The sequence below is a fragment of the Hymenobacter psychrophilus genome, assembly GCF_900107135.1.
Classification (GTDB): Bacteria; Bacteroidota; Bacteroidia; order Cytophagales; family Hymenobacteraceae; genus Hymenobacter; species Hymenobacter psychrophilus.
Map to the genome: position 1 here is coordinate 237,765 of NZ_FNOV01000005.1, position 23,503 is coordinate 261,267.

Annotated in this window: 18 protein-coding genes; 14 read left to right on the top strand and 4 right to left on the bottom strand. The window is 57.9% G+C overall.

The window, feature by feature from the left end:
* Positions 1 to 161: 161 nt before the first annotated feature.
* Positions 162 to 1,610 (top strand): IS4 family transposase, encoded by a 1,449-nt coding sequence (locus tag BLW21_RS09480; protein WP_092739341.1) that lies wholly within the window; start codon positions 162 to 164, stop codon positions 1,608 to 1,610.
* 235 nt (positions 1,611 to 1,845) lie between these two features.
* On the top strand, positions 1,846 to 2,478 hold the full coding sequence (locus tag BLW21_RS09485; protein WP_092739343.1) for an L-threonylcarbamoyladenylate synthase: 633 nt from the start codon (positions 1,846 to 1,848) through the stop codon (positions 2,476 to 2,478).
* A gap of 102 nt (positions 2,479 to 2,580) precedes the next feature.
* Here the strand turns inward: BLW21_RS09485 and BLW21_RS09490 are convergent, their stop codons facing one another.
* Positions 2,581 to 3,489, bottom strand: coding sequence for a lysophospholipid acyltransferase family protein (locus BLW21_RS09490; RefSeq protein ID WP_245711856.1), 909 nt, complete (start codon positions 3,487 to 3,489; stop codon positions 2,581 to 2,583).
* 21 nt (positions 3,490 to 3,510) lie between these two features.
* Positions 3,511 to 4,395, bottom strand: coding sequence for a hypothetical protein (locus BLW21_RS09495; RefSeq protein WP_139255148.1), 885 nt, complete (start codon positions 4,393 to 4,395; stop codon positions 3,511 to 3,513).
* Between the two features lie 226 nt (positions 4,396 to 4,621).
* Between BLW21_RS09495 and BLW21_RS09500 the strand changes: the two genes are divergently transcribed.
* The 5 genes from BLW21_RS09500 (at position 4,622) to BLW21_RS09520 (ending at position 11,998) form a co-directional block, all read left to right on the top strand.
* A complete protein-coding gene (locus BLW21_RS09500; protein WP_245711857.1) occupies positions 4,622 to 5,272 on the top strand; it encodes a WbqC family protein in 651 nt (216 codons plus the stop codon).
* 119 nt (positions 5,273 to 5,391) lie between these two features.
* Positions 5,392 to 8,025 (top strand): ATP-dependent Clp protease ATP-binding subunit, encoded by a 2,634-nt coding sequence (locus BLW21_RS09505; protein ID WP_092739347.1) that lies wholly within the window; start codon positions 5,392 to 5,394, stop codon positions 8,023 to 8,025.
* Between the two features lie 181 nt (positions 8,026 to 8,206).
* On the top strand, positions 8,207 to 9,775 hold the full coding sequence (locus tag BLW21_RS09510) for an acyl-CoA carboxylase subunit beta (protein ID WP_092739349.1): 1,569 nt from the start codon (positions 8,207 to 8,209) through the stop codon (positions 9,773 to 9,775).
* 158 nt (positions 9,776 to 9,933) lie between these two features.
* The gene (locus BLW21_RS09515; protein WP_092739351.1) at positions 9,934 to 11,004 is read left to right on the top strand and encodes a M42 family metallopeptidase; all 1,071 of its coding nucleotides are present in this window, start codon (positions 9,934 to 9,936) and stop codon (positions 11,002 to 11,004) included.
* Positions 11,005 to 11,188: 184 nt separating this feature from the next.
* Positions 11,189 to 11,998, top strand: coding sequence for an ABC transporter substrate-binding protein (locus BLW21_RS09520; protein ID WP_092739353.1), 810 nt, complete (start codon positions 11,189 to 11,191; stop codon positions 11,996 to 11,998).
* A gap of 40 nt (positions 11,999 to 12,038) precedes the next feature.
* On the opposite strand, the gene BLW21_RS09525 is transcribed toward BLW21_RS09520, so the two are convergent.
* Both BLW21_RS09525 and aroB read right to left on the bottom strand, forming a co-directional pair.
* Positions 12,039 to 13,259 (bottom strand): 3-phosphoshikimate 1-carboxyvinyltransferase, encoded by a 1,221-nt coding sequence (locus tag BLW21_RS09525; RefSeq protein ID WP_092739355.1) that lies wholly within the window; start codon positions 13,257 to 13,259, stop codon positions 12,039 to 12,041.
* Between the two features lie 104 nt (positions 13,260 to 13,363).
* Entirely contained in the window at positions 13,364 to 14,410 is a 1,047-nt protein-coding gene (aroB, locus tag BLW21_RS09530) for a 3-dehydroquinate synthase (RefSeq protein ID WP_245711858.1), read from the bottom strand.
* Between the two features lie 126 nt (positions 14,411 to 14,536).
* Between aroB and BLW21_RS09535 the strand changes: the two genes are divergently transcribed.
* The 7 genes from BLW21_RS09535 (at position 14,537) to lysS (ending at position 23,340) form a co-directional block, all read left to right on the top strand.
* Complete coding sequence (locus BLW21_RS09535; RefSeq protein ID WP_139255149.1) at positions 14,537 to 14,989, top strand: hypothetical protein; 453 nt, start codon at positions 14,537 to 14,539, stop codon at positions 14,987 to 14,989.
* A 257-nt stretch (positions 14,990 to 15,246) separates the two neighbouring features.
* Positions 15,247 to 16,434, top strand: a complete 1,188-nt coding sequence (locus BLW21_RS09540) for a proline dehydrogenase family protein (protein ID WP_092739361.1) — start codon at positions 15,247 to 15,249, stop codon at positions 16,432 to 16,434.
* A 20-nt stretch (positions 16,435 to 16,454) separates the two neighbouring features.
* Positions 16,455 to 16,922: a hypothetical protein gene (locus BLW21_RS09545; RefSeq protein ID WP_245711859.1), complete on the top strand. Its 468-nt coding sequence runs from the start codon at positions 16,455 to 16,457 to the stop codon at positions 16,920 to 16,922.
* 185 nt (positions 16,923 to 17,107) lie between these two features.
* Positions 17,108 to 17,803 carry a hypothetical protein gene (locus BLW21_RS09550; protein WP_317040226.1) on the top strand — a complete coding sequence of 232 codons (696 nt, stop codon included), beginning with the start codon at positions 17,108 to 17,110 and terminating at the stop codon, positions 17,801 to 17,803.
* A gap of 313 nt (positions 17,804 to 18,116) precedes the next feature.
* Positions 18,117 to 20,264: a carboxy terminal-processing peptidase gene (locus tag BLW21_RS09555; protein ID WP_092739365.1), complete on the top strand. Its 2,148-nt coding sequence runs from the start codon at positions 18,117 to 18,119 to the stop codon at positions 20,262 to 20,264.
* Positions 20,265 to 20,501: 237 nt separating this feature from the next.
* Positions 20,502 to 21,542: a hypothetical protein gene (locus BLW21_RS09560; protein ID WP_245711860.1), complete on the top strand. Its 1,041-nt coding sequence runs from the start codon at positions 20,502 to 20,504 to the stop codon at positions 21,540 to 21,542.
* A 241-nt stretch (positions 21,543 to 21,783) separates the two neighbouring features.
* The gene (lysS, locus tag BLW21_RS09565; RefSeq protein ID WP_092739369.1) at positions 21,784 to 23,340 is read left to right on the top strand and encodes a lysine--tRNA ligase; all 1,557 of its coding nucleotides are present in this window, start codon (positions 21,784 to 21,786) and stop codon (positions 23,338 to 23,340) included.
* Positions 23,341 to 23,503 lie beyond the last annotated feature (163 nt).

Consider the following 23,503-nt stretch of genomic DNA (forward strand, 5'->3'; position numbering starts at 1 on the left):
TGGTAGCTGCTGGTTGTCAGGCATAAAATTGCCCGAACACTGGCAACTCACTACTAGCGCTAAAAACGAGCCCCGGCCCAATAGCTTGTCGTTACCCAAAACTCAAAAAGCGCTGACCTGATGGTCAGCGCTTTTTTTGGTGGTTGGGCGTATTTTAGGAGATGAGTATTTCGCAACATTTCTGTGATGCCGGCCGGTGGGCACAGACCCATTTTGGCGGTGTGCCATTGGGCGATGTACGCCGTACCCGGCGCGTGTGCACACTGGCGGCCGGATGGGCCCGCCAACCCGGCGCCAGTATCCCCCGGCTGGGAGCCGGTTCGGCGTATGCCGGCAAGGCTGCTTACCACCTGCTGGGCAGTGCGGCGGCCACCCCCGATACACTGCAGGGGCCACACCGGGCACTGGTTCTGCAGCAGTTGCAGCAAGCAGGTACCTACTTGCTGCTGGAAGACACCACGCAGCTACGCTGGGCCCCGGCCACTGCCCGCCGGGCCGGATTGGGACCGGTTGGGGCCAACGTGAGTGGCGAGCAGGGCGTACTACTGCACTCGTTGGTGGCTGCCCGCTGGCCCGGCGGCGGCAGCGAGCCAAGCGCGGCGACGCGCCCACCGCTGCCGCTGCTGGGACTGCTGGATCAGCAATTTTATGTGCGCCAGGCACGCTCTGCCGCTGAGAAGGCGCACCCGCACGGTGGCACCCGTTCCCGGCAGGGGCGGGCCCGCGAGTCTGATCTGTGGGCGCAGAGCCTGCGCGCCATTGGCTCCCCACCGTCGCAGGGGCGTTGGGTCGTCGTGGCCGACCGCGGGGCCGACATCTATGCGCATTTGTATCAGTGCCAGCAGCAAGGACTAGGGTTTGTGGTGCGCGCCGCGCAGGACCGGGGCCTGGCAGCGGCTGCCGGCGGATCCGCCGCCACCCTGTTTGCCGTGGCCCGGGCCCAGCCTAGTGCCGGGCAAATGGAACTGCCCCTACGGGCCCGCCCGGGCCAGGCGGCCCGACTGGCGCATTTGCAGGTGAGCTACTGTCCGGGGCTGGCGTTACGTGCTCCCCAACGGCCGGGCGCCAGTGCCGGCAAAGGGCCACCGGTGACCGCCAGCGTGGTGCGGGTCTGGGAGCCAGGGGGTAAGCTGGAATGGCTGTTGCTGTGCGACGACGTCGTGCTAAACGGCCCCCAGGCCCGCGAACGGGCGCAACAGTACGCCAGCCGCTGGCTGATGGAGGACTTTCATAAGGCGCTGAAAACGGGCCTGGGGGCCGAGCGGCTGCAGTTGCACACGGCTGCCCGTCTGTTTGCGGCCGTGGCCCTGCTCAGCGTGGTGGCCCTGGCCCTGGTGGATTTGCGTGAACATAGTCGTCAGCGGCCCGATGCGCCCGCAGAAACGGCGGGCTTGTCGGCGCTCTATCTGAGTGTGCTGCGCAGCCAGCGGAGCCGGCTACTGCAGACGGTGCGAGAAGTGTATTATGCCCTGGCAGGGCTCGGTGGACACCTGGGTAGGGCTGGCGATGGGCCACCAGGCTGGCAGACCCTCTGGTTGGGAATGGTGCATCTGCGTTACCTCGTTGAGGGCGTAGAGCTGGCCGCCCAGCTGCCGCGCGAGGAGCACTAAAAAAAGCGCCGGCCTACCGGCCGGCGCTTCTCATAAGTTTTGGGTGACGACAAGCCCAATAGCCGGGGCTCGTTGGTGTTTCAGGCCGGCTGCAAACCAGTGGCCAGGCAATAAAACCCCTGCTTTTTCCGAAAACAATAGCACCTTACCGCCTCGGCTGTTACCTTGGCGAGTCTAGCTGGCTACCTCTTGAAATTGGCCGGCCGTTCATTCTTCATTCCCTTACTCCCTGCCTATGTCTGCCACGCTGCTCCGCATCCACCCCGATAACCCGCCCCTCAACCGCATTCAGCAGGCCGTGGATGTCATCCGCAAAGGTGGCGTCATCATTTACCCCACCGATACAGTTTATGGTATTGGATGCGACATTCACAATGCCAAAGCGGTGGAGCGGGTATGCCGCATTAAGGGCCTCAACCCCGAGAAAGCCAACCTTAGCTTTATCTGTCACGATTTGTCGCATATCAGCGACTATGCCCACGGCATCACTACGCCCATCTATAAAGTGCTAAAACGCGCCTTGCCTGGGCCGTTTACATTTCTGTTTGAAGCCAGCTCGAAAGCGCCCCGCCAAGGCGGCAAGCAGCGCAAAACCGTGGGCATTCGCATCCCCGACAGCCCTATTATTCTGCAGTTGGTGCGGGAGTTGGGCAACCCCATTATGAGTACCTCGGTACGTGAAGACGAAAATACGCTGGACGAGTACGTGACAGATCCCGACTTAATTTTCGAGAAATACCGCGCCATGGTCGATTTGGTCATCGATGGCGGTTTCGGCAACAACATTCCCAGCACTATCATCGACTGCACCAACGATGACTTCGAGTTGATTCGCCAAGGTGCCGGCGACATCGAGCAGTATCTGTAGGAAGAAGGAAGAAACTAGGAGCTAGAAGCCAGAAGCCAGAAGGTAGAATACCGTTCATTATCTTGGAAAGGAAATAGTGAGCGGTATTCTACCTTCTGACTCCTAACTTCTAGCTTCTCTTTTATGCTTCCAGCGGCGGTGGCTCCAGAGGTAGTCGGGGGGACTGGCCTGAATGTCGCGCTCCAGCAGGCGGGCAAAGGCTTCGGTAAGCTGATGTTCTTCGGGCGGCAGCGTGGTCTGCCCGTCGTGGAGGGCCATGAGGGTAATGCGGTAATAGCCGCGCCGCACCCGCCGGATGCCCACGTAGGCGGCCGCGCAGCCCAATTGGGCCGCCAGTTTGTCGGCACCGGTATAAAAGGGCGTGTCCTGGTGCAGGAAATCGGTCCAGTACGGATGGTCCTCGGGGCCGGCGGCCTGGTCGGAGAGCAGGCTAAGGGCACGGCCCCGGCCCCGCTGTTTTACCAGATTGCGCAACGTGCTGAGCATGGGTACCAGCTCGGCTCCCTGGCGGCTGCGCAACTTTAGCATAAACGCCTCGAAAAACGGGTTGGTCAGCGGCTTATACACGCCCCCGGCCCGGTTTGGGAACACCAGCGCCCCGGCCGACAGAATCCACTCCCAGTTGCCGGCGTGCGAGCCCAGCACCAGCACTTGACGGTTTTCGGCAAACAGGCGCTCCAGCAGTTCGGGGTTCTCTATCACGGCCCTCTTCCGTAGCTCGGCCGCCGAAATCGTGCGCAGCTTTAGAATTTCGACGATAACCTGCGCAAAATGCCAGTAAAAGCCCCGGGCAATGTGCTCAATTTCTACCTCCGACTTTTCCGGAAATGAGTTGCGTAGGTTTCCCAACACCACCCGCCGCCTGTAGCGCAGCACGTAAGCCATCAGCCAGTACAAAAGCCGGGCGAAACCATAGAGCACCTCCAGCGGCAGGGCTGAAAGCCCCAGCAGCAGCCAGTTGAGGGGGCGAAAGTACCACGGGTAGGCGGCGGAAGTAACAGGTTGGCTCATCGGGGCAATTAATCGGGAAGTTTAGCGGGGCATCACGGCCCCGGCGGGGGCGTAGTCGGCAGGGTTGCGATGCACGGGGGCAGTTTCGGTGGCCAGCACGCGGTTTTTGGCGTCGCGTACTTCCAGCGTGAGGATGTAGTTGCCGGCTGGCACTTTGCTTATATCCAACTCAGCAGCAAGCACGGTAGGGCGCCCCTCTGCCCCCTGAGCTACTCCCTTAACGCTGGCGACGACGATTTTACTCACCACAGGTTGCAGGCGGTAGAGCAATACGAGCGGTTGTCCTATCGCAATGTTGTATAGTTCGGCGTAGGAAAACAGCTTATCCTGCCCGCGGGCATAGAGGCCGCCGGGGGCCCTAGTCAAAGTCCAGCCCAAACGAATAAAGTTGTTCGCCTCCGAGGCGCTACGACTAACAGGTTTAGCCAGCAGCACTAAGTCGCTGAGTTGGGGCTTGGTGGCCCCGAACTCTACCACCAGCGGCTGCTCCACGATAACCGTCGAGGCAGCCCGGTTCTGGTCGCGTAACTGGCCGCGCAGGGTATAGTGGCCGGCCGGCAGCCACAGGCGCTTCTGGAAACTGATAGGGTTTTTAATGGCGGCTGTAGTATCGCGCAGTACCGGGGGCTTCAGCGTAATGGTTTCCTGGTAAGCGGCTGTGCCATCGGGCCGGATGGCTTCGAGCGTAACCAGGGCCGCCGCCTGAAACACCTTCGGCGCCCGCCGCTTATATGTCAGGTGCTGGCCCGAAACGGTAATGTACACTTCCACCACGCCGCCCTTTACGGCCACGTCGTCGTTGCGGAAGCAGGCGGCGTCGAGGAGCAGTTGAGCCACGGCCGGGGTGGCTGCGGGGCCCAGCAGCGGCAGGAGTAGCAGCAGGAAAAGTCGAAAGCGAACGGGCATTATGTCAGTTTGGCGGTATAAGTGGCAGAAGTGGCAGTGGGTTTGCAACGGGCCGCCGCAGTTGTTGGTGGCAAAATTGCGACTTTTCCGGGCGGTTTTATTCGCTCTGATGGTCATGGGCCCTTGGTATCCCGCATCGTTCAGTCTACACCCAATTTACAACGTCCGTTTCATTCCAGAACAAAAAGCTAACAGCCAGTCGCTAATAGCTATCAGCTAAAAAACAGTGTCCGATATCCTTTTCGAAACGCAGTACCACCCGCCCATTGCTTTTTTTGCCGAGTTCGTTCGCGCAGATGCGCTCTGGCTGGAGGCCCACGACCACTACCGCAAGCAAACCTACCGCAACCGTTGTCTGATTCTTACGGCCCAGGGTGTAAAACCGCTTTCCGTGCCCGTGCTGGATGGAAACCGGAGCGAGAAGGTGCTCAGTTCGCTCATCGAAATCGACTACCGCCAGAACTGGCGGCACCAACACCTGCACACACTGCAAACCGCTTACGGGGGCAGCCCGTACTTCGAATATTACGCCGATTACCTACACGATATCTACCAGCAGAAACCCGCCCGGCTCTTCGACCTGAACCTGGCGCTGCTGCACTTCTACTGCCGCTGCCTGCGCCTGCGCCTGCCCATTCACCTCACCACCGAATACCAGCCGGCTACTGCTGAGCTAGCTGAACCCCACGATTCTGCCGTTTCGCCGCACGATTTGCGCGATACCCTCTCGCCTAAGCACCCAACGCTACCAGCCCGACCTGACAGAGCGTCGGTAACGGTTTACGGGCAGCATTTTGGTAAAGATTTTGCACCCGGACTGAGCATCTTAGACCTGCTCTTTATGCAGGGTCCGGCCGCCGGCAGTTTTCTTGCGTAGTGCCTACCAGCCGCCCGAACCAACGCCCGACTCCAACTGTTTCAGTTTACAATCGGCCAAATCTGCCCCATTAGCCTTTTATAGGGCAGCAATCCGTTTTTCTTTTCTACCTTATCTGCATGGAAGCTAAATTCTCAAACAGAGTCAAGGAGGTCATCTCCCTGAGCCGGGAGGAGGCCATCCGGCTGGGGCACGACTATATCGGGACCGAACACCTGTTGCTGGGCATGATCCGCGAGGGGGAAGGTACTGCTTTGGGCCTGCTTAAAAAGCTAGGTGTGTCCATCGACGAGCTTAAGTATGCGCTCGAGCAGGCCACCCGCAACACGGCCACCCAGGGTACCAGCATCACCGGCTCGATTCCCCTGACCAAACAGACCGAAAAGGTCCTCAAGATCACGTATCTGGAGGCCAAAATCTTCAAGAGCGAAATTATCGGTACCGAGCATTTGCTCCTGTCGATTCTGCGCGATGAAGACAACATTTCGTCCCAAATTCTGAGCAAATTCAACGTGAACTACGAATCTGTGCGCGACTCGCTCGATTACCACGGTAACGCGGCGAACAACCCTACCTCCGGCCCCGAGGCCGACGACGACGACAACGACCGCCTCTTCGGGGGTGGCGGTGCCGGTCGCGGCAGCGCGGGCGCTACGCCTAAGAAAGGCAACGACAAGTCGCGCACCCCGGTGCTCGACAACTTTGGCCGAGACCTAACTAAAATGGCCGAGGACGACAAACTGGATCCTATTGTGGGCCGCGAAAAAGAAATTGAGCGTGTAGCTCAAATTCTGAGCCGTCGCAAAAAGAACAACCCCATCCTCATCGGCGAGCCCGGCGTAGGTAAAACTGCCATTGCCGAAGGCCTGGCCCTGCGCATTGTGCAGAAGAAGGTGTCGCGGGTGCTGTTCGGCAAGCGCGTGGTTACGCTCGACCTCGCTTCGCTGGTGGCCGGTACCAAGTACCGGGGCCAGTTCGAGGAGCGCATGAAGGCCGTGATGAACGAGTTGGAAAAGTCGCCCGACGTGATTCTGTTCATTGATGAGCTGCACACGATTGTGGGTGCCGGCGGGGCTTCGGGCTCGCTCGACGCTTCCAACATGTTCAAGCCCGCCCTTTCGCGCGGTGAGATTCAGTGTATCGGTGCTACGACGCTCGACGAGTACCGCCAGTACATTGAGAAGGACGGCGCGCTGGCTCGTCGTTTCCAGATGGTGATGGTGGACCCCACCACGCCCGAGGAGACGATTGAAATTCTGAACAACATCAAGGACAAATACCAGGACCACCACCACGTAGTATACACCGACAAGGCCATTGAGGCCTGCGTAAAGCTGTCGGACCGCTATATGTCGGACCGTTTCCTGCCCGACAAGGCCATCGATATTCTCGATGAGGCCGGTGCCCGCGTGCACATCAACAACATAGTGGTGCCCGAGGATATTCTCAAGCTCGAAGAGCAGATCGAGAACATCAAAGGCGAGAAGAACCGCGTGGTGAAGAGCCAGAAGTACGAGGAAGCCGCCAAGCTCCGCGATACGGAAAAGAAGCTCATCGACCAGCTCGAAACCGCCAAGAAAGACTGGGAGGAGGACACTAAGAAGAAGCGTTACACCGTGAAGGAGGAGAACGTGGCCGAGGTAATTGCCATGATGACCGGCATCCCCGTTTCGCGTGTTGCGCAGAAGGAAAGCGCCAAGCTGCTTAACATGGGCGAGGAGCTTCGCGGCAAAGTGATTGGCCAGGATAAGGCCATTCAGCAGCTCGTGAAGGCCATCCAGCGTACCCGGGTGGGCCTCAAGGACCCCAAGAAGCCTATCGGTTCCTTCGTGTTCCTGGGCCCGACCGGCGTGGGTAAAACGGAGCTAGCCAAGGTGCTGGCTACTTACCTTTTCGACAAGGAAGATTCGCTGGTGCGGATTGACATGTCGGAGTACATGGAGAAGTTTAGCATCTCGCGCCTGGTAGGCGCGCCTCCCGGCTACGTGGGCTACGAAGAGGGCGGCCAGCTGACGGAGAAAATCCGCCGCAAGCCGTACTCGGTGATTCTGCTCGACGAAATCGAGAAGGCCCACCCCGACGTGTACAACATCCTGTTGCAGGTGCTCGACGACGGTATTTTGACCGACGGCCTGGGCCGTAAGGTGGACTTCCGCAACACCATCATCATCATGACCTCCAACATCGGAGCGCGTGACTTGCAGGACTTCGGCGCCGGTATCGGCTTCGGCACCAAGTCGCGGCAGGAGAACATGGACGAGCTGACGAAGGGCACCATTACCAACGCCCTGAAGAAGACCTTCTCGCCCGAGTTCCTGAACCGTTTGGACGATGTAGTAATATTCAACTCGCTGGAGAAGTCGGATATCCACAAGATTATCGACATCAGCCTGAGCAAGCTCCTGAGTCGCATTCAGACGCTGGGCTACAAAGTGGAGTTGACCGATGCCGCTAAGGACTTCGTAGCCGAGAAAGGCTACGACCCCAAGTACGGCGCACGGCCACTCAACCGGGCTATCCAGAAGTACATTGAAGACCCGATTGCCGAGGAAATCCTGAAGGCTGAAATTGCCCAGGGCGACGTTATCACCGCCGATTACACCGAAGGCGCGGAGGAACTCGTCTTCGCGACTAGCAAAGGTAGCGGAGTAGCAATAGTCCAAGCCAGTGACGAGCGGCCCGAGGAAGCTCCGGAAGAAGCTCCCGAAGCCTCCGACGACGAGCCTACCGACGCCAAGAGCAAAGGCGAATAAGTAGATTCGATTGATAAGCAGAACGGCCGGCTCCCATTGTGGGGGCCGGCCGTTTTACTTGTGAGTCGAATCGATATGTGCCACTACGCCGCGCCCAAATATTGGGCGCGGCTTTTCTGCCCTTGGGCCTTACCTTTGGCTACCTAACACTGGTTACACCATTCGACTATTCCCACCCCGCATGTCCGACCCGCACGCCGACGCCCAGCTTACCCCGCTCGAAGTTCTCGCCCGCAAAAACCAGGAAGCGCTGCTCGGCGGCGGCCAAGCCCGCATCGATGCCCAGCACAAGAAGGGCAAGCTCACAGCCCGGGAGCGGATTGATCTGCTGTTTGACGAGGGCTCGTTCGAGGAAATCGGCAAGTTTGTGATGCACCGCTCCAAGGACTTCGGCCTCGATAAGGAGTATTACCTCGGCGACGGCGTGGTAACGGGCTACGGCACCGTGCAGGGCCGGCTGGTGTACGCGTTTTCCCAGGATTTCACGGTATTTGGCGGCTCGCTGAGCGAAACCCACGCCGAGAAAATCGTGAAAATCATGGACCTCGCCATGAAGAACGGGGCCCCCGTTATCGGCCTCAACGACTCGGGCGGGGCCCGCATTCAGGAAGGCGTGGTGAGTTTGGGCGGCTACGCAGATATCTTCTACAAGAATACGCTGGCCTCGGGCGTAGTGCCCCAGCTGTCGGCCATTATGGGGCCGTGCGCGGGCGGCGCGGTGTATTCGCCCGCCATCACCGACTTCATTCTGATGGTGGAGGACACGAGTTACATGTTCGTGACCGGCCCCAACGTGGTGAAAACCGTAACCCACGAAACCGTAACCAGCGAGGAGCTAGGCGGGGCCAGCACCCACTCGGCTAAGAGTGGCGTCACGCACTTCAGCTGTGCCAACGAAGTAGCCTGCATCACCCGCGTGAAGCAGCTGCTGAGCTACATGCCCCAGAACTGCGAGGAAACGGCCCCGATGTTGCCCTACGAGGCAGGCCAGAACGAAAGCCGCCCGGTCCTCGACAACATCATGCCCGAAAACCCCAACCAGCCGTACGACATGCGGGAGGTGATTGAGGGGATTATTGATGCCGATTCGTTTCTGGAAGTCCACCAGAACTTCGGCGAGAACATCGTGGTAGGTTTTGCCCGGCTCGGCGGCCGCAGCATCGGCATCGTGGGCAACCAGCCGGCCGTGCTGGCCGGCGTGCTCGACATCAACGCCAGCACCAAGGCGGCCCGGTTCGTGCGCTTCTGCGACTCGTTCAACATTCCGCTGCTGGTGCTCGAAGACGTGCCTGGCTTCCTGCCCGGCACCGACCAGGAGTGGCGCGGCATCATCACCAACGGCGCCAAGCTGCTCTACGCCTTCTGCGAAGCTACCGTGCCGCGCATCACCGTCATCACCCGCAAAGCCTACGGCGGGGCCTATGATGTGATGAATTCCAAGCACATCGGGGCCGACCTGAACTACGCCTGGCCCACTGCCGAAATTGCGGTAATGGGCGCCAAGGGTGCAGCCGAAATCATCTTCAAGCGCGAAATTGCCGCCGCCGAAAACCCCGAAGCCAAGCTCCAAGAGAAGGTAGATGAGTATCAGCAAAAGTTCGCCACCCCTTACCGCGCCGCCCACCGCGGCTTCGTGGACGAGGTGATTCTGCCCTCCCAGACCCGCCAGAAGCTGATTCGCGCCTTCAAGATGCTGGAAAACAAGGTGGCCACGCTGCCCCGCAAAAAGCATGGCAACATTCCGCTGTAATTCCGCCTTTAGTAGTAGGTCATGAGCAAAAGAACGTCATGCTGAGCGGAGCCGAAGCATCTCTACCGCTTCGTTGGATTGCCATTGCAACGAAGCGATAGAGATGCTTCGGCTCCGCTCAGCATGACGTTCTTGTAGTATCCACATCTCCCCCAACTATGCGTCAAGAATCGTTCGATTTTCTCCAGAAATACCTCAACAATGCCTCCCCTACCGGCTTCGAGAAGGAAGGCCAGCAGATTTGGCTGGAATACCTCAAGCCGTATATCGACGAGCATTTCGTGGATACTTACGGCACGGTGGTGGGCGTCATCAACCCCGAGGCCGAGTACAAGGTGGTGATTGAGGCCCACGCCGACGAAATCAGCTACTTCGTCAACTTCATCACCGAATCGGGTTTCCTGTACCTGCGCAAAAACGGCGGCTCCGACCCGCTCGTGGCCCCCAGCAAGCGCGTGAACATCCACACCAAAAAGGGCATCGTGAAAGCCGTGTTCGGCTGGCCCGCCATCCACGTCCGCAAGCCCGATCAGGACAAGGCGCCAACGATGGAAACGGTGTTCCTCGACTGCGGTGCTTCCAGCAAGGAGGAAGTGGAGGAAATGGGCATCCATGTGGGTTCGGTCGTGACGTTCGAGGACGAGTTCATGGTGCTCAACGACAAGTTCTACGTGGGCCGGGCGCTCGACAACCGCATCGGCGGCTTCATGATTGCCGAGGTGGCCCGCCGCCTGAAGGAAGAAGGCAAGAAGCTGCCCTTTGGCCTCTATATCGTGAATGCGGTGCAGGAGGAAATTGGCCTGCGTGGGGCTGAGATGATTGCCCACCGCATCAAGCCCGACGTGGCCATCATCACCGACGTGACCCACGACACCCAGTCGCCGATGTATGAGAAGAAGACCTCGGGCGACCTGTTCTGTGGCAAAGGCCCGGTGATTACCTACGGCCCGGCCGTGCAGAACAACCTGCGCGAGCTCATCATCGAAACGGCCCTGAGCTCCGAAATTCCCTTCCAGCGCGCCGCCGCCACCCGCGCCACCGGCACCGACACCGACGCCTTTGCCTACTCGCATTCCGGCGTGGCGGCGGCCCTGATTTCGCTGCCCCTCAAATACATGCACACGACCGTTGAAACGGTTCACAAAGACGACGTGCAGCACGTCATCGACCTGATTTACGAAACCGTACTCCGCATTGAGGACAAGCAGGATTTCCGCTACTTCAGCTAATAACGATGTAGGGGCGGGGCTTGCCCCCGCCCGCCGTTGGACGAAACCCACATTAACCGTTTAACGGCGGGCGGGGGCAAGCCCCGCGCCTACAGCGTTTTCTAGTACAAAGGAGCCGTCCGGCGCGGGCGGCTCCTTTGCGTTACTATCAAATGCCTGGCCCTCCTAACTCCTCTCCAACCCTATGGAATTGCCGCTCATCCAGCCCCCGCTAACTGTAACCGACCAGATGGGCCGGCGGGTGGCCGTGCCGTTTCCGCCGCAGCGCATTGTATCGCTGGTGCCTTCGCAAACCGAGCTGTTGTTTGATCTGGGGCTGGGCGAGCGGGTAGTGGGCGTGACCAAGTTCTGCGTGCATCCGGCCAGAGCGCGGCAGTCAGCGGCCGTCATCGGGGGAACCAAGAACTTCGATTTCGAGAAGATTGACGCCCTGCGGCCCGACCTCATCATCGGCAATAAGGAGGAAAACTACCAGGACGGCATCGAGCAGCTGGCCGCCCGCTACCCGATTTGGCTGAGCGACATTACTACTTTGGCTGAGTCACTCGATATGATTCGGCGGGTGGGGCTGCTCACGGGCCGCAAGGAGGCTGGTGATGCGCTGGCCGCTGAGATTACCGCTTCCTTCGCCGCCCTGGCCCCAACCGCATCCGAGCCGGTACCGGCCGCCTACTTCATCTGGCGCAAGCCCTACATGGTGGCGGCCGGCGGCACGTTCATTGACGAGATGCTGGCCCGCGCCGGCTTCCGTAACGTATTCGGCCAACTGGGTCGCTACCCCGAAATCACGCCCGAGCAGCTGCAGGACGCCGCGCCCCGGCAGATTCTGCTTTCCTCCGAGCCCTACCCCTTCGCCGAAAAGCACGTGGCCGAGTTCCAGCAGCACTGCCCTGCGGCCCAAATCCGCATCGTCGATGGCGAGTTATTCAGTTGGTACGGCAGCCGCCTGCGCCTGACGGCCGCTTACCTTAAAGCACTGATTTCCGCTGATTAATCGTGATTTTACTGTTTTTTTTGGTTAGCGGCTGAGTTGGCTAGACAGCTGGGGCTGGAAGGCTAAAGCCCACTTTCTCCAGCTCCTGCCAGAACTGCGGATAGGACTTGCGCACTACCTGCGAGGCTTCGATGTGGATTTCGCCCAGCAACGCCAGCGGCGCGAAGGCCATGGCCATACGGTGGTCGTGGTAAGTAGCCACCGTTTGCCCTTCTACCCGGAAGTTCTCGGCCGACACGTCAAACCGACCTTCCCCTACATCCGTCAGCGCTGCTCCAAATTTTCCCAGCTCGGTTTGCAGGGCTGCAATGCGGTCGGTTTCCTTGATGCGCAGGCTTTCCAGGCCAGTGAGGGTAGCCGGAACGCCGAGAGCCGCCGCTACTACGGCTACGGTTTGGGCTAGGTCGGGGCAGTCGGTGAAATCCTGGGTGATACGGGCGGCGGGGGCTGTTTTAGTCAGACGTAGGGTTTCGTCGGCCAGAAACTCCGTGTGCACGCCCAGCTGGGCCATAATGCCAACAATGGCCTGGTCGCCCTGCCAGGAGTAGCGGCGTAGCGTGGGCAGCGTCAGGTGCGAGCCTTCGGGGGCCAGCGCCACCATAGCATACCAGTAACTGGCTGCCGACCAGTCGCCTTCCACGGTGTAGTCGGTGGGCTGGTAGGACTGTGGGCGCACCTCCAGCACCGTACCCAAATCCCGGCACACGGCCCCAAAATGCTGCATCAGCGCCTGCGTCATCCGGATATAGGGCCGCGAGCCGACTTTGCCCGTCAGCCAGATGCGCAGCCCGGCCGGCAGCGTGGGCGCAATCATCAGCAGGGCCGAAATATACTGGCTGCTGATATCGCCGCGCACGGTTAATTCTATTGGCTCCATTTCTTCGGCCGTGGCTGGCTGGGGCGTACGGCCCCGCAGCCGTAGTGGCGGATAGCCTTCTTGGCCAGCGTATTCGATGCGGGCACCCAACTCGCGTAGCGCATCCACGAGCACCGCAATGGGCCGCTCCTGCATCCGGGCGGTACCGGTTAGCCCCGTCTGCCGGCCCGTCATGGCTAAGTAGGCCGTTAGAAAACGCATAACAGTACCAGCATCTTCGGCATCGAATACCGGAGCGGCCGGATTCTGCAACAGTCGCTGCATCAGCTGGGTGTCGTTGGCGTCGGAGAGGTTGTGGAGCTGCCCGCCGCCGGCCAGCGCCTGGATAATGAGGGCGCGGTTGCTTTCACTTTTGGAAGCCGGCACCTGCGCCGTGCCGCGCAACGGGCCGCCCGGCCAGGTAAGCGTGAGGAATGAGTTAATGACAGTAGCAGAATGCAGGGCGAAACGGTGCTCCGCCCCTGGTAAAACAATGCCCGGCGGGCCCACTAGCCCGGTAGCCGGTGGTAATAGCGCAGGGCCTCCACAATTTCGGCCAGCGTTACCGGCTGGTCGTACACGCCGTGGCCAAGGCCTTCGAGCAGCGTGCAGTTGATGGTGGAGCCCGTGTTTTTCTTGTCTTGAAGCGCGTAATCGGCAATGGCTTCGGTTTCGAGCAGCACGAATTGCACCTTCTCGAAAATGGAGAACAGGAACGTTTCGATTTTGTCCAGTTCGGCCGCACTCAGCAGCCCTTTATGGTAGCTCAGCCAGGCTTCGCACACCATGCCGGCCGCCACCGCCTCACCGTGCAGAATTTCGCGGCCCGGCTGTTGCAACAAGTAACTCTCCAAGGCGTGGCCCACCGTATGGCCGAAATTGAGCAACTTGCGCAGCCCGGTTTCCAGCGGGTCCTGCTCGACGATGCGCTGCTTTAGTGCCACCGACTCTTCAATAACCGGCGTCCAGTCATCAACCATAACGCCCACGTAGCGGTTGCGCTCGAAGGCCCCGGCATCGGCAATCAGCCAGTGCTTCACTACTTCGGCGTAGCCCGACTTCAATTGGCGTGGGTCGAGCGTCCGCAGAAAGTGCGGATCGATGAAAACAGCCGCCGCCGCCTGAAACACGCCTAACTGGTTTTTGAAGCCCATAAAATCGACGCCGGTTTTTCCGCCCACGCTGGCATCTACCTGGGCTAGCAGCGTGGTGGGCACTTGCACGAAACGTACGCCGCGCTTATACACAGCCGCCGCGAAACCGCCTAAATCAGTTACCACCCCGCCACCCAGGTTTACTACGACAGCGTAGCGGTCAGCGCGCTGCTCAGTCAGTTCGGCCCAGAGTAGCTGGCAGGTCTCGAGCGTCTTGTACTCCTCGCCAGCGGGCATTTCTACCAGCCGGTAGGTGGCCGGCAGCACCGGCACGAGTAGCGGCAGGCACTGGCGGACGGTGTTCTCATCGGCCAGCACCACCACTTGGCTTACGGCCGGGGTATGCAGCAACTCGGCCAGTTGAGCCAGTGCAGTTGCACCGATATGGATGTTCTGCTTCATTATTATATGATTTTTCGGTGTTTATTCAAAATTCAAATGATGATACGAACAAATAATGCTTATTTCGATGCAAAATTAATTTATCCGAGTTTTGCTATGCGCCCGCAACTTACATCTCATTTTACCATGCCTACATTCGCTGGCGTTGCTTTCTGGCTACTATTGATAGTCGGCGGACTACTAACGTCCTGCAGCTATGGGCCACTGCTGCCAACTTCTGAAGCAGAACTAGTGGGGAATTGGGAGTGGACCCAGACGATTACTGCCAACCACTCCACCCTCACCCCGACCAATACCGGCCACCGCATGAGCATCCGCTTCGACCGCCGGGGCCGCGCCCGCTTCTACCAGGACGATGTGTTGGTAAGTGCCGCCAATTTCAAAGTAACTCGTAATGGACTACGCCTGTTGGGGACGGAGCGCTACACCATTACCTACCACGGCTATCAACGGCGGCAGATATACTCCCTGACCGGCAGCCAGTTGCAGTTGCAGGATGTGACCAGCCAGCCAGCCAACCACCGTTTCCGGCGCACCAACGCACCTATCATAACGTCGTCGGTACATCTTATGCAGTAGCGCCGGGCTTACTTGGTGCTTTTCCTGATGCTGCGCCGACGCTTGCGGGCGTTTGTTATTTCAGGCTCCTTGCAAAAGGCTTCACCACTCATGGTGAAGCCTTTTTCTCATGTGGGCTAGTGCCTGTTGTGGGTTGTGGCACTGGCTGGGCGTAGTTATGCAGCAGGCCAATGCGGAGAAATTAGGTTGGCAGCTTATCTTTACTTGCTCTTATTGCTACGCACCCTTCGCCCGGCCACCCCCACCCGCCCCTTCTTATGTCTCAACTTCAGGCTTCCCCCATTTCTTTCGAGGATACGGCCGTTGCATTTGCCTCGCGCTCCAATGGCGAACTGCGTAAAATGTACGCGCTATTTGCGGCCATGAACAATGTTACGCTGGTAAAAACCGGCGGCGGGCTGATGAAAATGGCGCTTAAGTGGCATCTGCCCGGCACTAAGTTTCTCATCAAGAAATCCATTTTCGAGCACTTTTGCGGGGGTGAAACCATCCAGGAATGTCTGCCCGTAATTGAGGAACTGGGCCGCTACAACATCGGCACCATCCTAGATTATTCGGTGGAAGGAGCGGGCAACGACCAGAGCTTCGATGCCACGACTACCGAAATTCTGGCTACTCTCGATTTGGCTCACCGCTCCCAACATGTTCCCTTCTCGGTTTTTAAGGTAACCGGCGTGGGCGAGGCCGCTATTCTGGAGAAAGTTCAGGCCGGCCAAAAGCTGAATGCCACTGAGCAGGCCAGCTTCGACAAAACGGTGCTGCGGGTGAATGCCATTTGTGCCCGGGCCCACCAGTATGGAGTGCGTGTGTTCATCGACGCCGAGGAAAGCTGGTTTCAGGATACCATCGACCAGCTGGCTTATCAGATGATGCGGCGCTATAACCACGAGTCGGCCATCGTCTGGAACACCTATCAACTCTACCGCCACGACCGGCTGGAGGCGCTCGAAGCTGCGGCCACCGAGGCCGCAGCCAATGGCTACCACATTGGGGCCAAGCTGGTCCGCGGCGCTTATATGGAGAAAGAAGCCCGTACCGCTACGGCCCAGAGCCGGCCTAATCCCATCAACCCCACCAAGCAGGCTACCGACAGCCTTTACGACGAAGCCCTGGCTTTTTGCCTTCACCATGTAGAGCACATAAGCATGTGCGCCGGCACCCACAATGAGGCCAGTTCGCTGCTGCTTGTTCAGCTAATGCAACGCCACGGCCTGCGCCCCAGCGACTCGCGCATATGGTTTGCCCAGTTGTATGGCATGAGCGACAACCTGAGCTACAACTTGGCCAATGCAGGTTACAACACGGCCAAATACGTACCCTACGGCCCCGTAGAGGCCGTAATGCCCTACCTGCTACGCCGTGCCGACGAAAACACCGCCATTGCCGGCCAGACCAGTCGCGAATTTCGCCTGATTCAGAAAGAGATGCGCCGCCGCAAACTATAGCGGTACGGCAGTTGCCGCCAATGGGCAAACGGCACAGTTTTGGTACAGGCAGGCTGTTTGCCCATCTGCAGGGCCGTATATCTTCATCATCTTCTCTTTCTCTCCTTATGATTGGCCGAGTACGTAATCACCTCATTCGCTTTTCTCGCAACCAAGTTGGTACTACCAGCTACCTGAACCTGATTCAGGAAGCTGAATTGGGTCTTAACTTGGAAATCACGCACGAAAAGGCCCGGCTCAACGAAATCCTGACTGAAATTTCGGAGCAGGAGTTTCAGGCCGGCCGGCCAATATTGAGTTGCCTGGTAAAGGTGAAGGGTTCAAAAGGCCAGGGCGATAATTTCTTTAAGCTATGCGAGCGGCTGGGTCTGGGCGAGTGGAGGGCCCTTAAGCAGCACGAAACTTTCCTGAAGGATCTACGGCAGCAGTGTCGGGATTTTTGGCAGGATGACACAAATTTTGAAAAATTTGCGAAGCCTAAATCCTAGCTCGAAAAGTTCTTTTTGAGGGTGTTAAGGCAGGATTTGGGAGAGTAAAAAGGTTGCGTACATCTTTTTGGCGCAACTTCGTTTTTGGGGCTGCGTTAAGAACCCCGAAACCTCCGTTACTCTCTTCCTTTCCACTGGAGGACGGAAATCACTCCTTATTTCCATCATCTTAAACATCCCTTCCCATGAACAATGATTCGATGAACCGCGACAACAATCCCAACCACGACTTTAGCGCTACCCAGAAAGGTGCCGCCGCTGCGGGTTCGGTAGGTGCTGCTGTAGGTGCTGGTATTGATGCCACTCAGAATGCTGCCGGCGATGCTGCCCGTGCAGTAACCGGTGATAATACAACGTACGGTTCGGGTAATAGCTACACGGCTGGTTCGTTCCGCGACCGTGACAGCGCCGAGCGTGCGTATCAGTCGCTCGCCTCGCGTGGCTACCATAAGGACGACGTGAACTTGGTGATGTCGGAAGATGCCCGTAAGCGTCACTTCGGCGACGATACCGTTGACACCGAACTCGGCGACAAAGCCATGGAAGGTGCTGGCGTAGGCTCGGCCATTGGTGGCACGGCTGGTGCTATCATCGGCGCTATTGCTGCCATTGGTACTTCGGTAGCTCTGCCCGGCTTAGGCTTGGTAATTGCCGGCCCTATTGCTGCTGCTTTGGCTGGTGCCGGTGCCGGTGGCCTGACGGGTGGCTTGGTAGGTGCCTTGGTAGGTTCGGGTATTCCCGAGGAGCACGCTGCTGAGTACGAAAGCGACGTGAAAGACGGTAACATCGTAATGGGTGTACGTCCACGTAACGAAGAAGACGCTCGTTACTTCGAGGAGGAGTTCCGCCGCCACAATGGTGACAAAGTACGCCGCTACTAATTAGCTACGCCGTTGGCGTATTCGATTAAGTAAAAAGGTTCTTCCCTTATTGGGAAGAACCTTTTTTTGTAAACTGCTTATCAATAAAAGTACTTTTAGGACAGGTTTGGGCTCCTATTTGCTGAACCGTTATATTCACAGCCGTCAAGCCGGTTCAGGTTCCCGGCATTACGTAACAGGACAGCGGCCAATCAGTAGTCAACATCAGGCACTTATTTAACTACCCGGCACGTTATATAGTCGTGCCGGTTTACTTAGCAGCCGGCGGCTGACGGCCTCACCATTCGTTTTTCATTTCACCTTCTCCTGCTCCATGTCTGTACCCCGCATTAAAATAGGTCTTTACGTTTCGGTCCTGCTGGCCGTCTTCGTATTGGCTTCCTACAAGCTCTACCGGCGCAACGATACACAGCCCCTCCAGAAAGATGAGGTACTGATCAAGGCGATGGTGCAGGGTCTGTCGCAGGCACATTATCAGCCTGAACGCTTGGATGACGCTTTTTCCAAGCGTGTATTCGACCTTTATCTTAAGCGCCTTGATGGCAGCAAGAAGTTTCTGCTAGCCACCGATGTGCAGCAACTCCGCCAGTACCAGAGCGAAATTGATAACCAGATTATCCGTGGCACTCACGAATATCTCGACCTGAGCACCAAACTTATGGCCCAGCGTGTGAAGGACGTGCAGGGGATCTATCGGGATATTCTGGCGAAGCCCTTCGATTTTACAGTATCCGAGTCGTTCGAGACAGAGGCCGATAAACTAAACTTTGCAACTACCCCGGCCGCCCAGCGCGAGGAGTGGCGCAAGTTTCTGAAGTACCAGACGATGGTGCGCCTCTCGGAAATAATGGACGAGCAGGCCAAAAAGAAGGACAAGCCTTTGGCTTCCACTAACGCTAAGCCTTCAGAAGCAACGGTATCAAGTCCGGTACTGAATGCCGAGCAGATGGAGGCGGAAGCCCGCAAGCGCGTGCTTAAGTACTTCAACGACTACTTCCACGACCTGGAGCAGACCGAAGCGGCTGACCGGCTGGCTATGTATGCTAACGTAATTGCCAATACCTACGACCCACACACCGAGTACTTTGCCCCACGCCAGAAAGACGACTTTGATATTGCCATGACCGGCCGTTTCGAAGGCATTGGCGCCACGTTGCAGGAGAAGGATGGCAACATCAAGGTTAACGACATCGTACCTGGCTCAGCTTCGTACCGCCAAGGCGAACTGAAGGCCGGCGACATTATTCTGCGCGTGGCTCAGGGTGCCGAAGAGCCCGTATCGGTTGAAGGTTGGCGCCTCGATAAGGCCATTACCCTGATCCGGGGCCGCAAGAACACCGAAGTGCGCCTGACAGTACGTAAACCCGACAACAGCACTAAAATTATCCCTATCGTTCGCGATGTGGTAGTGATTGAAGAAACTTATGCCCAGTCGGCCACCATCAACGACAATGGAAATAATCTGGGTTACATCAAGCTGCCCAACTTCTATGCTGACTTCAACGATAACGGCGGCCGCAGCTCCGCCGCCGATGTAAAGAAAGAACTGGAGAAACTGAAGGCCGAAAACGTGAAGGGCATCGTGCTCGACTTGCGCTTCAATGGTGGTGGCTCGCTGCAGGATGCCGTTGAAATGGCGGGCCTGTTCATCGATAGTGGTCCTGTTGTGCAAGTGCGTGGCAGCCAGGGCTCGGCCACTGTCCTCAACGACCGCGACCCAAGGGTGCAGTACAGCGGTCCGCTGATTGTACTAGTGAACAAGTATAGCGCCTCGGCTTCCGAAATTTTGGCGGCCGCTATTCAGGACTACAAGCGCGGCGTAATTATGGGTTCGGCCAGCACTTACGGCAAAGGTACCGTGCAGCGCATCATTGATCTGGACGATGCCCTGCCTGCTGAGTTCAATAGTATTAAGCCTTTCGGCTCGCTTAAACTCACCATCCAGAAGTTCTACCGCATTAATGGCGGTTCGACGCAGTTTAAGGGCGTTGTACCCGATATCATTCTGCCCGACGCATACAGCTACCTAGACCAAGGCGAAAAAAGCCAGGAATACGCGTTGAAGTGGGATGAGATTTCGCCCGCCCGCTACCGCCCGTGGGCCGGCAACCCGCCCATCGACAAATTGCGGCAGGCCAGTCTAGCCCGCGTGAACAGCAACGCCAGCTTCAAGCAGCTTTCCGACATGGTACAGCGCATGGTCAAGCGGAAGGATGACACCAAGGTGTCGCTACAGCTGGCCGGCTACCGGAGCGAGCAGCAACTGGCCAAAGCGGAAGCCGACAAGTACGAGGCTATCCAGAATGCGGCTCAGCCTATGACTATTGCGCCCCTGGCCTTCGATCTGCGCCAGATCGGCGCCGATACGATTAAGGTGAACCGCGCCTCACGCTTTGTGAAGCCGCTTACTAAGGATATTACGTTGCGCGAGGCCGTAGCTGTACTCCACGACGAAATTTAAGCTGCTGGCCCCTACGTCGGCCAGTGTACAAGCCTCCCGGACTCTGGTTCGGGAGGCTTTTTTGTCCCCCTATTATTATGGCCACTCACCTTAGCAAATAATCCTTTTTAACCGTGTACTTTAATCAGCTTATCAACTCGTTTAAACAACTCATAAACAGCTAATTAATAACATAAATAGATTGTCAATATTTTTAGCAAATAAGAACTTATATTTGTGTCTGATGGTTTACTAATCATGACGACGACAGACATGGAGACTCCGATTATTCCCCTCGTGACCGAGGAGCAGAAGCAAGCCGAGGAAACCTGGCGTAAATCGATTCCGGCCCAGGTGTTTCTCAATTACTTCTTCGCCATCAACTACCACATTCAGGAGGCCGACAACGTCCAGGGTGGCCTGCGCCACCTCCCCTATTTCCGGGCGCATCAGGCTGAGTTGGCCGAGGACGACATACAGGCTGTAACCAAGATGTTGCATGCTTGCTGGAGCACCGAGTATGCTTTGCGTGCCACGGCTGAACTGGGCGACGATGATTACTTGCGCAACGCCCTTCACTGGACCTTCCCGCAGGCTTACCACACTATTATGGCTGGTTTGCAGGCTTTCTTGTACACTACTGGCGTGCGCGGCAATAACCCCGCCCTCATTCGGCGCGAGGTAGGCCGGCTGGTGGTGCGCAACGCTTATCCGCGTCCCATCTCGTTCTATGCCGCTGGCGCCTACGGCGACTTCAGCATCCACCGCCTGCCGCTGGCCGGCTACAAGGCGGGCCTCCAGATTGCGGGCAAGGAAATAGACGCTCAGGCCCAGATTGGTCAGTTTCTGCGCACCACCCGCACCATTAAGGCCAAAGCCACGCGCCTGCAGGTGCAGGCTAACCCCAACACGGCCCTGCGCAGCCAGAAAACCGGCAAGGTGCTCGATAAGTGGACACCCTCGCACTGGCAGCAGATTACTTGGCGCTTGGGCTACACCACGCTCTTCGACCTGTTGGGCCGTCTGCGCATCTCCCAAACCAGCCGCGAGATTGAGCGTTTTGTGGAGGCCGATATCGACTTCAGTCTGTTTCATGATTCGTTGCTGAACATTGTCAGCTACTTAAACGGCATTCACGAAACCTACGTGGCCAAGGCCTTGGGCTTGGAGCGTTACGAGCAGCTGGTAGCCGAGTTGCCCCGCCACCTGCAGAACTCGTTTGTTGAGGAACGCTTGCGCACCCGCGTAACCCCCCAGCTCACCGACGACGAGACGCCAGTATTGCGCATGGCCGCTTAAGCTGCCATGCTAGGGCTGATTTCTGAACAGTTGCTTTCCCTTTGTACTTCCCCGACTCCATATATACCAAAGCGCCGGCCCATTGGGCCGGCGCTTTTTGCGTTGGCCCAATCGATGCAACACTAGAGCTAATGGCTGTCAGCTAATAGCTCGGTGAAGGGTTAGGTTAGGCGAACAGGCTGCGCTATTTTTGCGGCTTGACTTCGCCCCGCTCCTTGCGGGGCCGCTACCCCCTCGTCCTATGCAGCACCTCAGCGAACAGGAGATTATCCGGCGCAATAAACTAACAGAGCTTCAGCAGCTCGGCATCGAGCCCTACCCTTCGGAGCTGTTCGATGTGAGCTTCTACGCCCAGGAAATTCTCGACAACTACCACGTCGAGCTCAACAACTTTCAGGAGGTGAGCCTAGCGGGCCGGCTCATGTCGATGCGAGTGAAGGGCAAGGCCTCGTTTGCCGAGCTGCAGGATGCTTCGGGCCGCATTCAGCTCTACATCAACCGCGACGAAATCTGCCCCGGCGAAGACAAGGAGCTATACAACACGGTGTTCAAGAAGCTACTCGACCTGGGCGACTTCATTGGCGTAACCGGCCGGGTGTTTAAAACGATGGTGGGCGAAACCTCCGTGCACGTAACGGGCCTGACGGTGCTTAGCAAAGCCCTGCGGCCCTTGCCGGTAGTAAAAGAGCGCACCGACGAGGCCACGGGCGAGAAAATTACCTACGATGCCTTCACCGACCCCGAGCAGCGCTACCGCCAGCGCTACGTTGATCTGGTGGTGAACCCGCATGTACGCGAGGCATTCATCAAGCGTACCCAGTTGGTGCAGGCCATGCGTAACTACCTCAACGACAAAGGCTACCTGGAGGTAGAGACCCCGATTCTGCAGCCGCTGTATGGCGGTGCGGCGGCCCGACCCTTCAAAACGCACCACAACACGCTGGACATGACGCTGTACCTGCGCATTGCCAACGAGCTGTATCTCAAGCGCTTGATTGTGGGCGGATTCGATGGTGTGTACGAGTTCAGCAAAGACTTCCGCAACGAGGGCATGAGCCGGTTCCATAACCCCGAGTTCACCCAGATGGAGCTGTATGTAGCCTACAAAGACTACTACTGGATGATGGATTTGGTGGAGGAAATGGTAGAGCGCGTGGCCATGGCGCTGCACGGCAAAACTGAGGTACAGGTGGGCAGTAACCTCATCAACTTCCAGCGCCCCTGGAAACGCTATACCATGGCCGAATCCATCGAGCACTTCACCGGCTTCAACATTGAAGGCAAGAGCGAGGAGGAACTGCGCGCCGCCGCTAAAGACCTGAAAGTAGGCCTCGACCCAAGCATGGGCAAAGCCAAAATCATCGACGAGATTTTCGGTGAGCACGTGGAGCCCAAACTCATCCAACCCACGTTCATCACCGATTACCCGGTAGAAATGTCGCCGCTGGCCAAGAAGCACCGCAGCAAGCCGGGGCTGGTGGAGCGGTTCGAAGCCATCTGCAACGGCAAGGAAATCTGCAACGCCTTCTCCGAGCTCAACGACCCCATCGACCAGCGCGCCCGTTTCGAGGAGCAGCTGGAGCTGGGCAAGCGCGGCGACACTGAGGCCATGGTCCTCGACGAGGACTTCCTGCGGGCCCTGGAGTACGGCATGCCACCCACGGCCGGCCTAGGCATCGGCATCGACCGGTTGAGCATGATCATGACCAACTCTAATTCTATCCAGGATGTACTCTTCTTCCCGCAAATGAAGCCAGAGTACACGAAGTCGGAAAACGCCCCGCATCCCGAGCAATAAGCAGTAAGCGAGCGAGTAGGGCAGGCGGTACAATGCCTGCCCTGCTCGCTCGGTCACACCAAGCGGCATATAAAGAAGAAAGCCTCCCGCCGATAAGAACGAGAGGCTTTCTTTATTTGCAAACCGCCCACCATTCAAGGCAGGGCCATAAAAGAAATGTGCG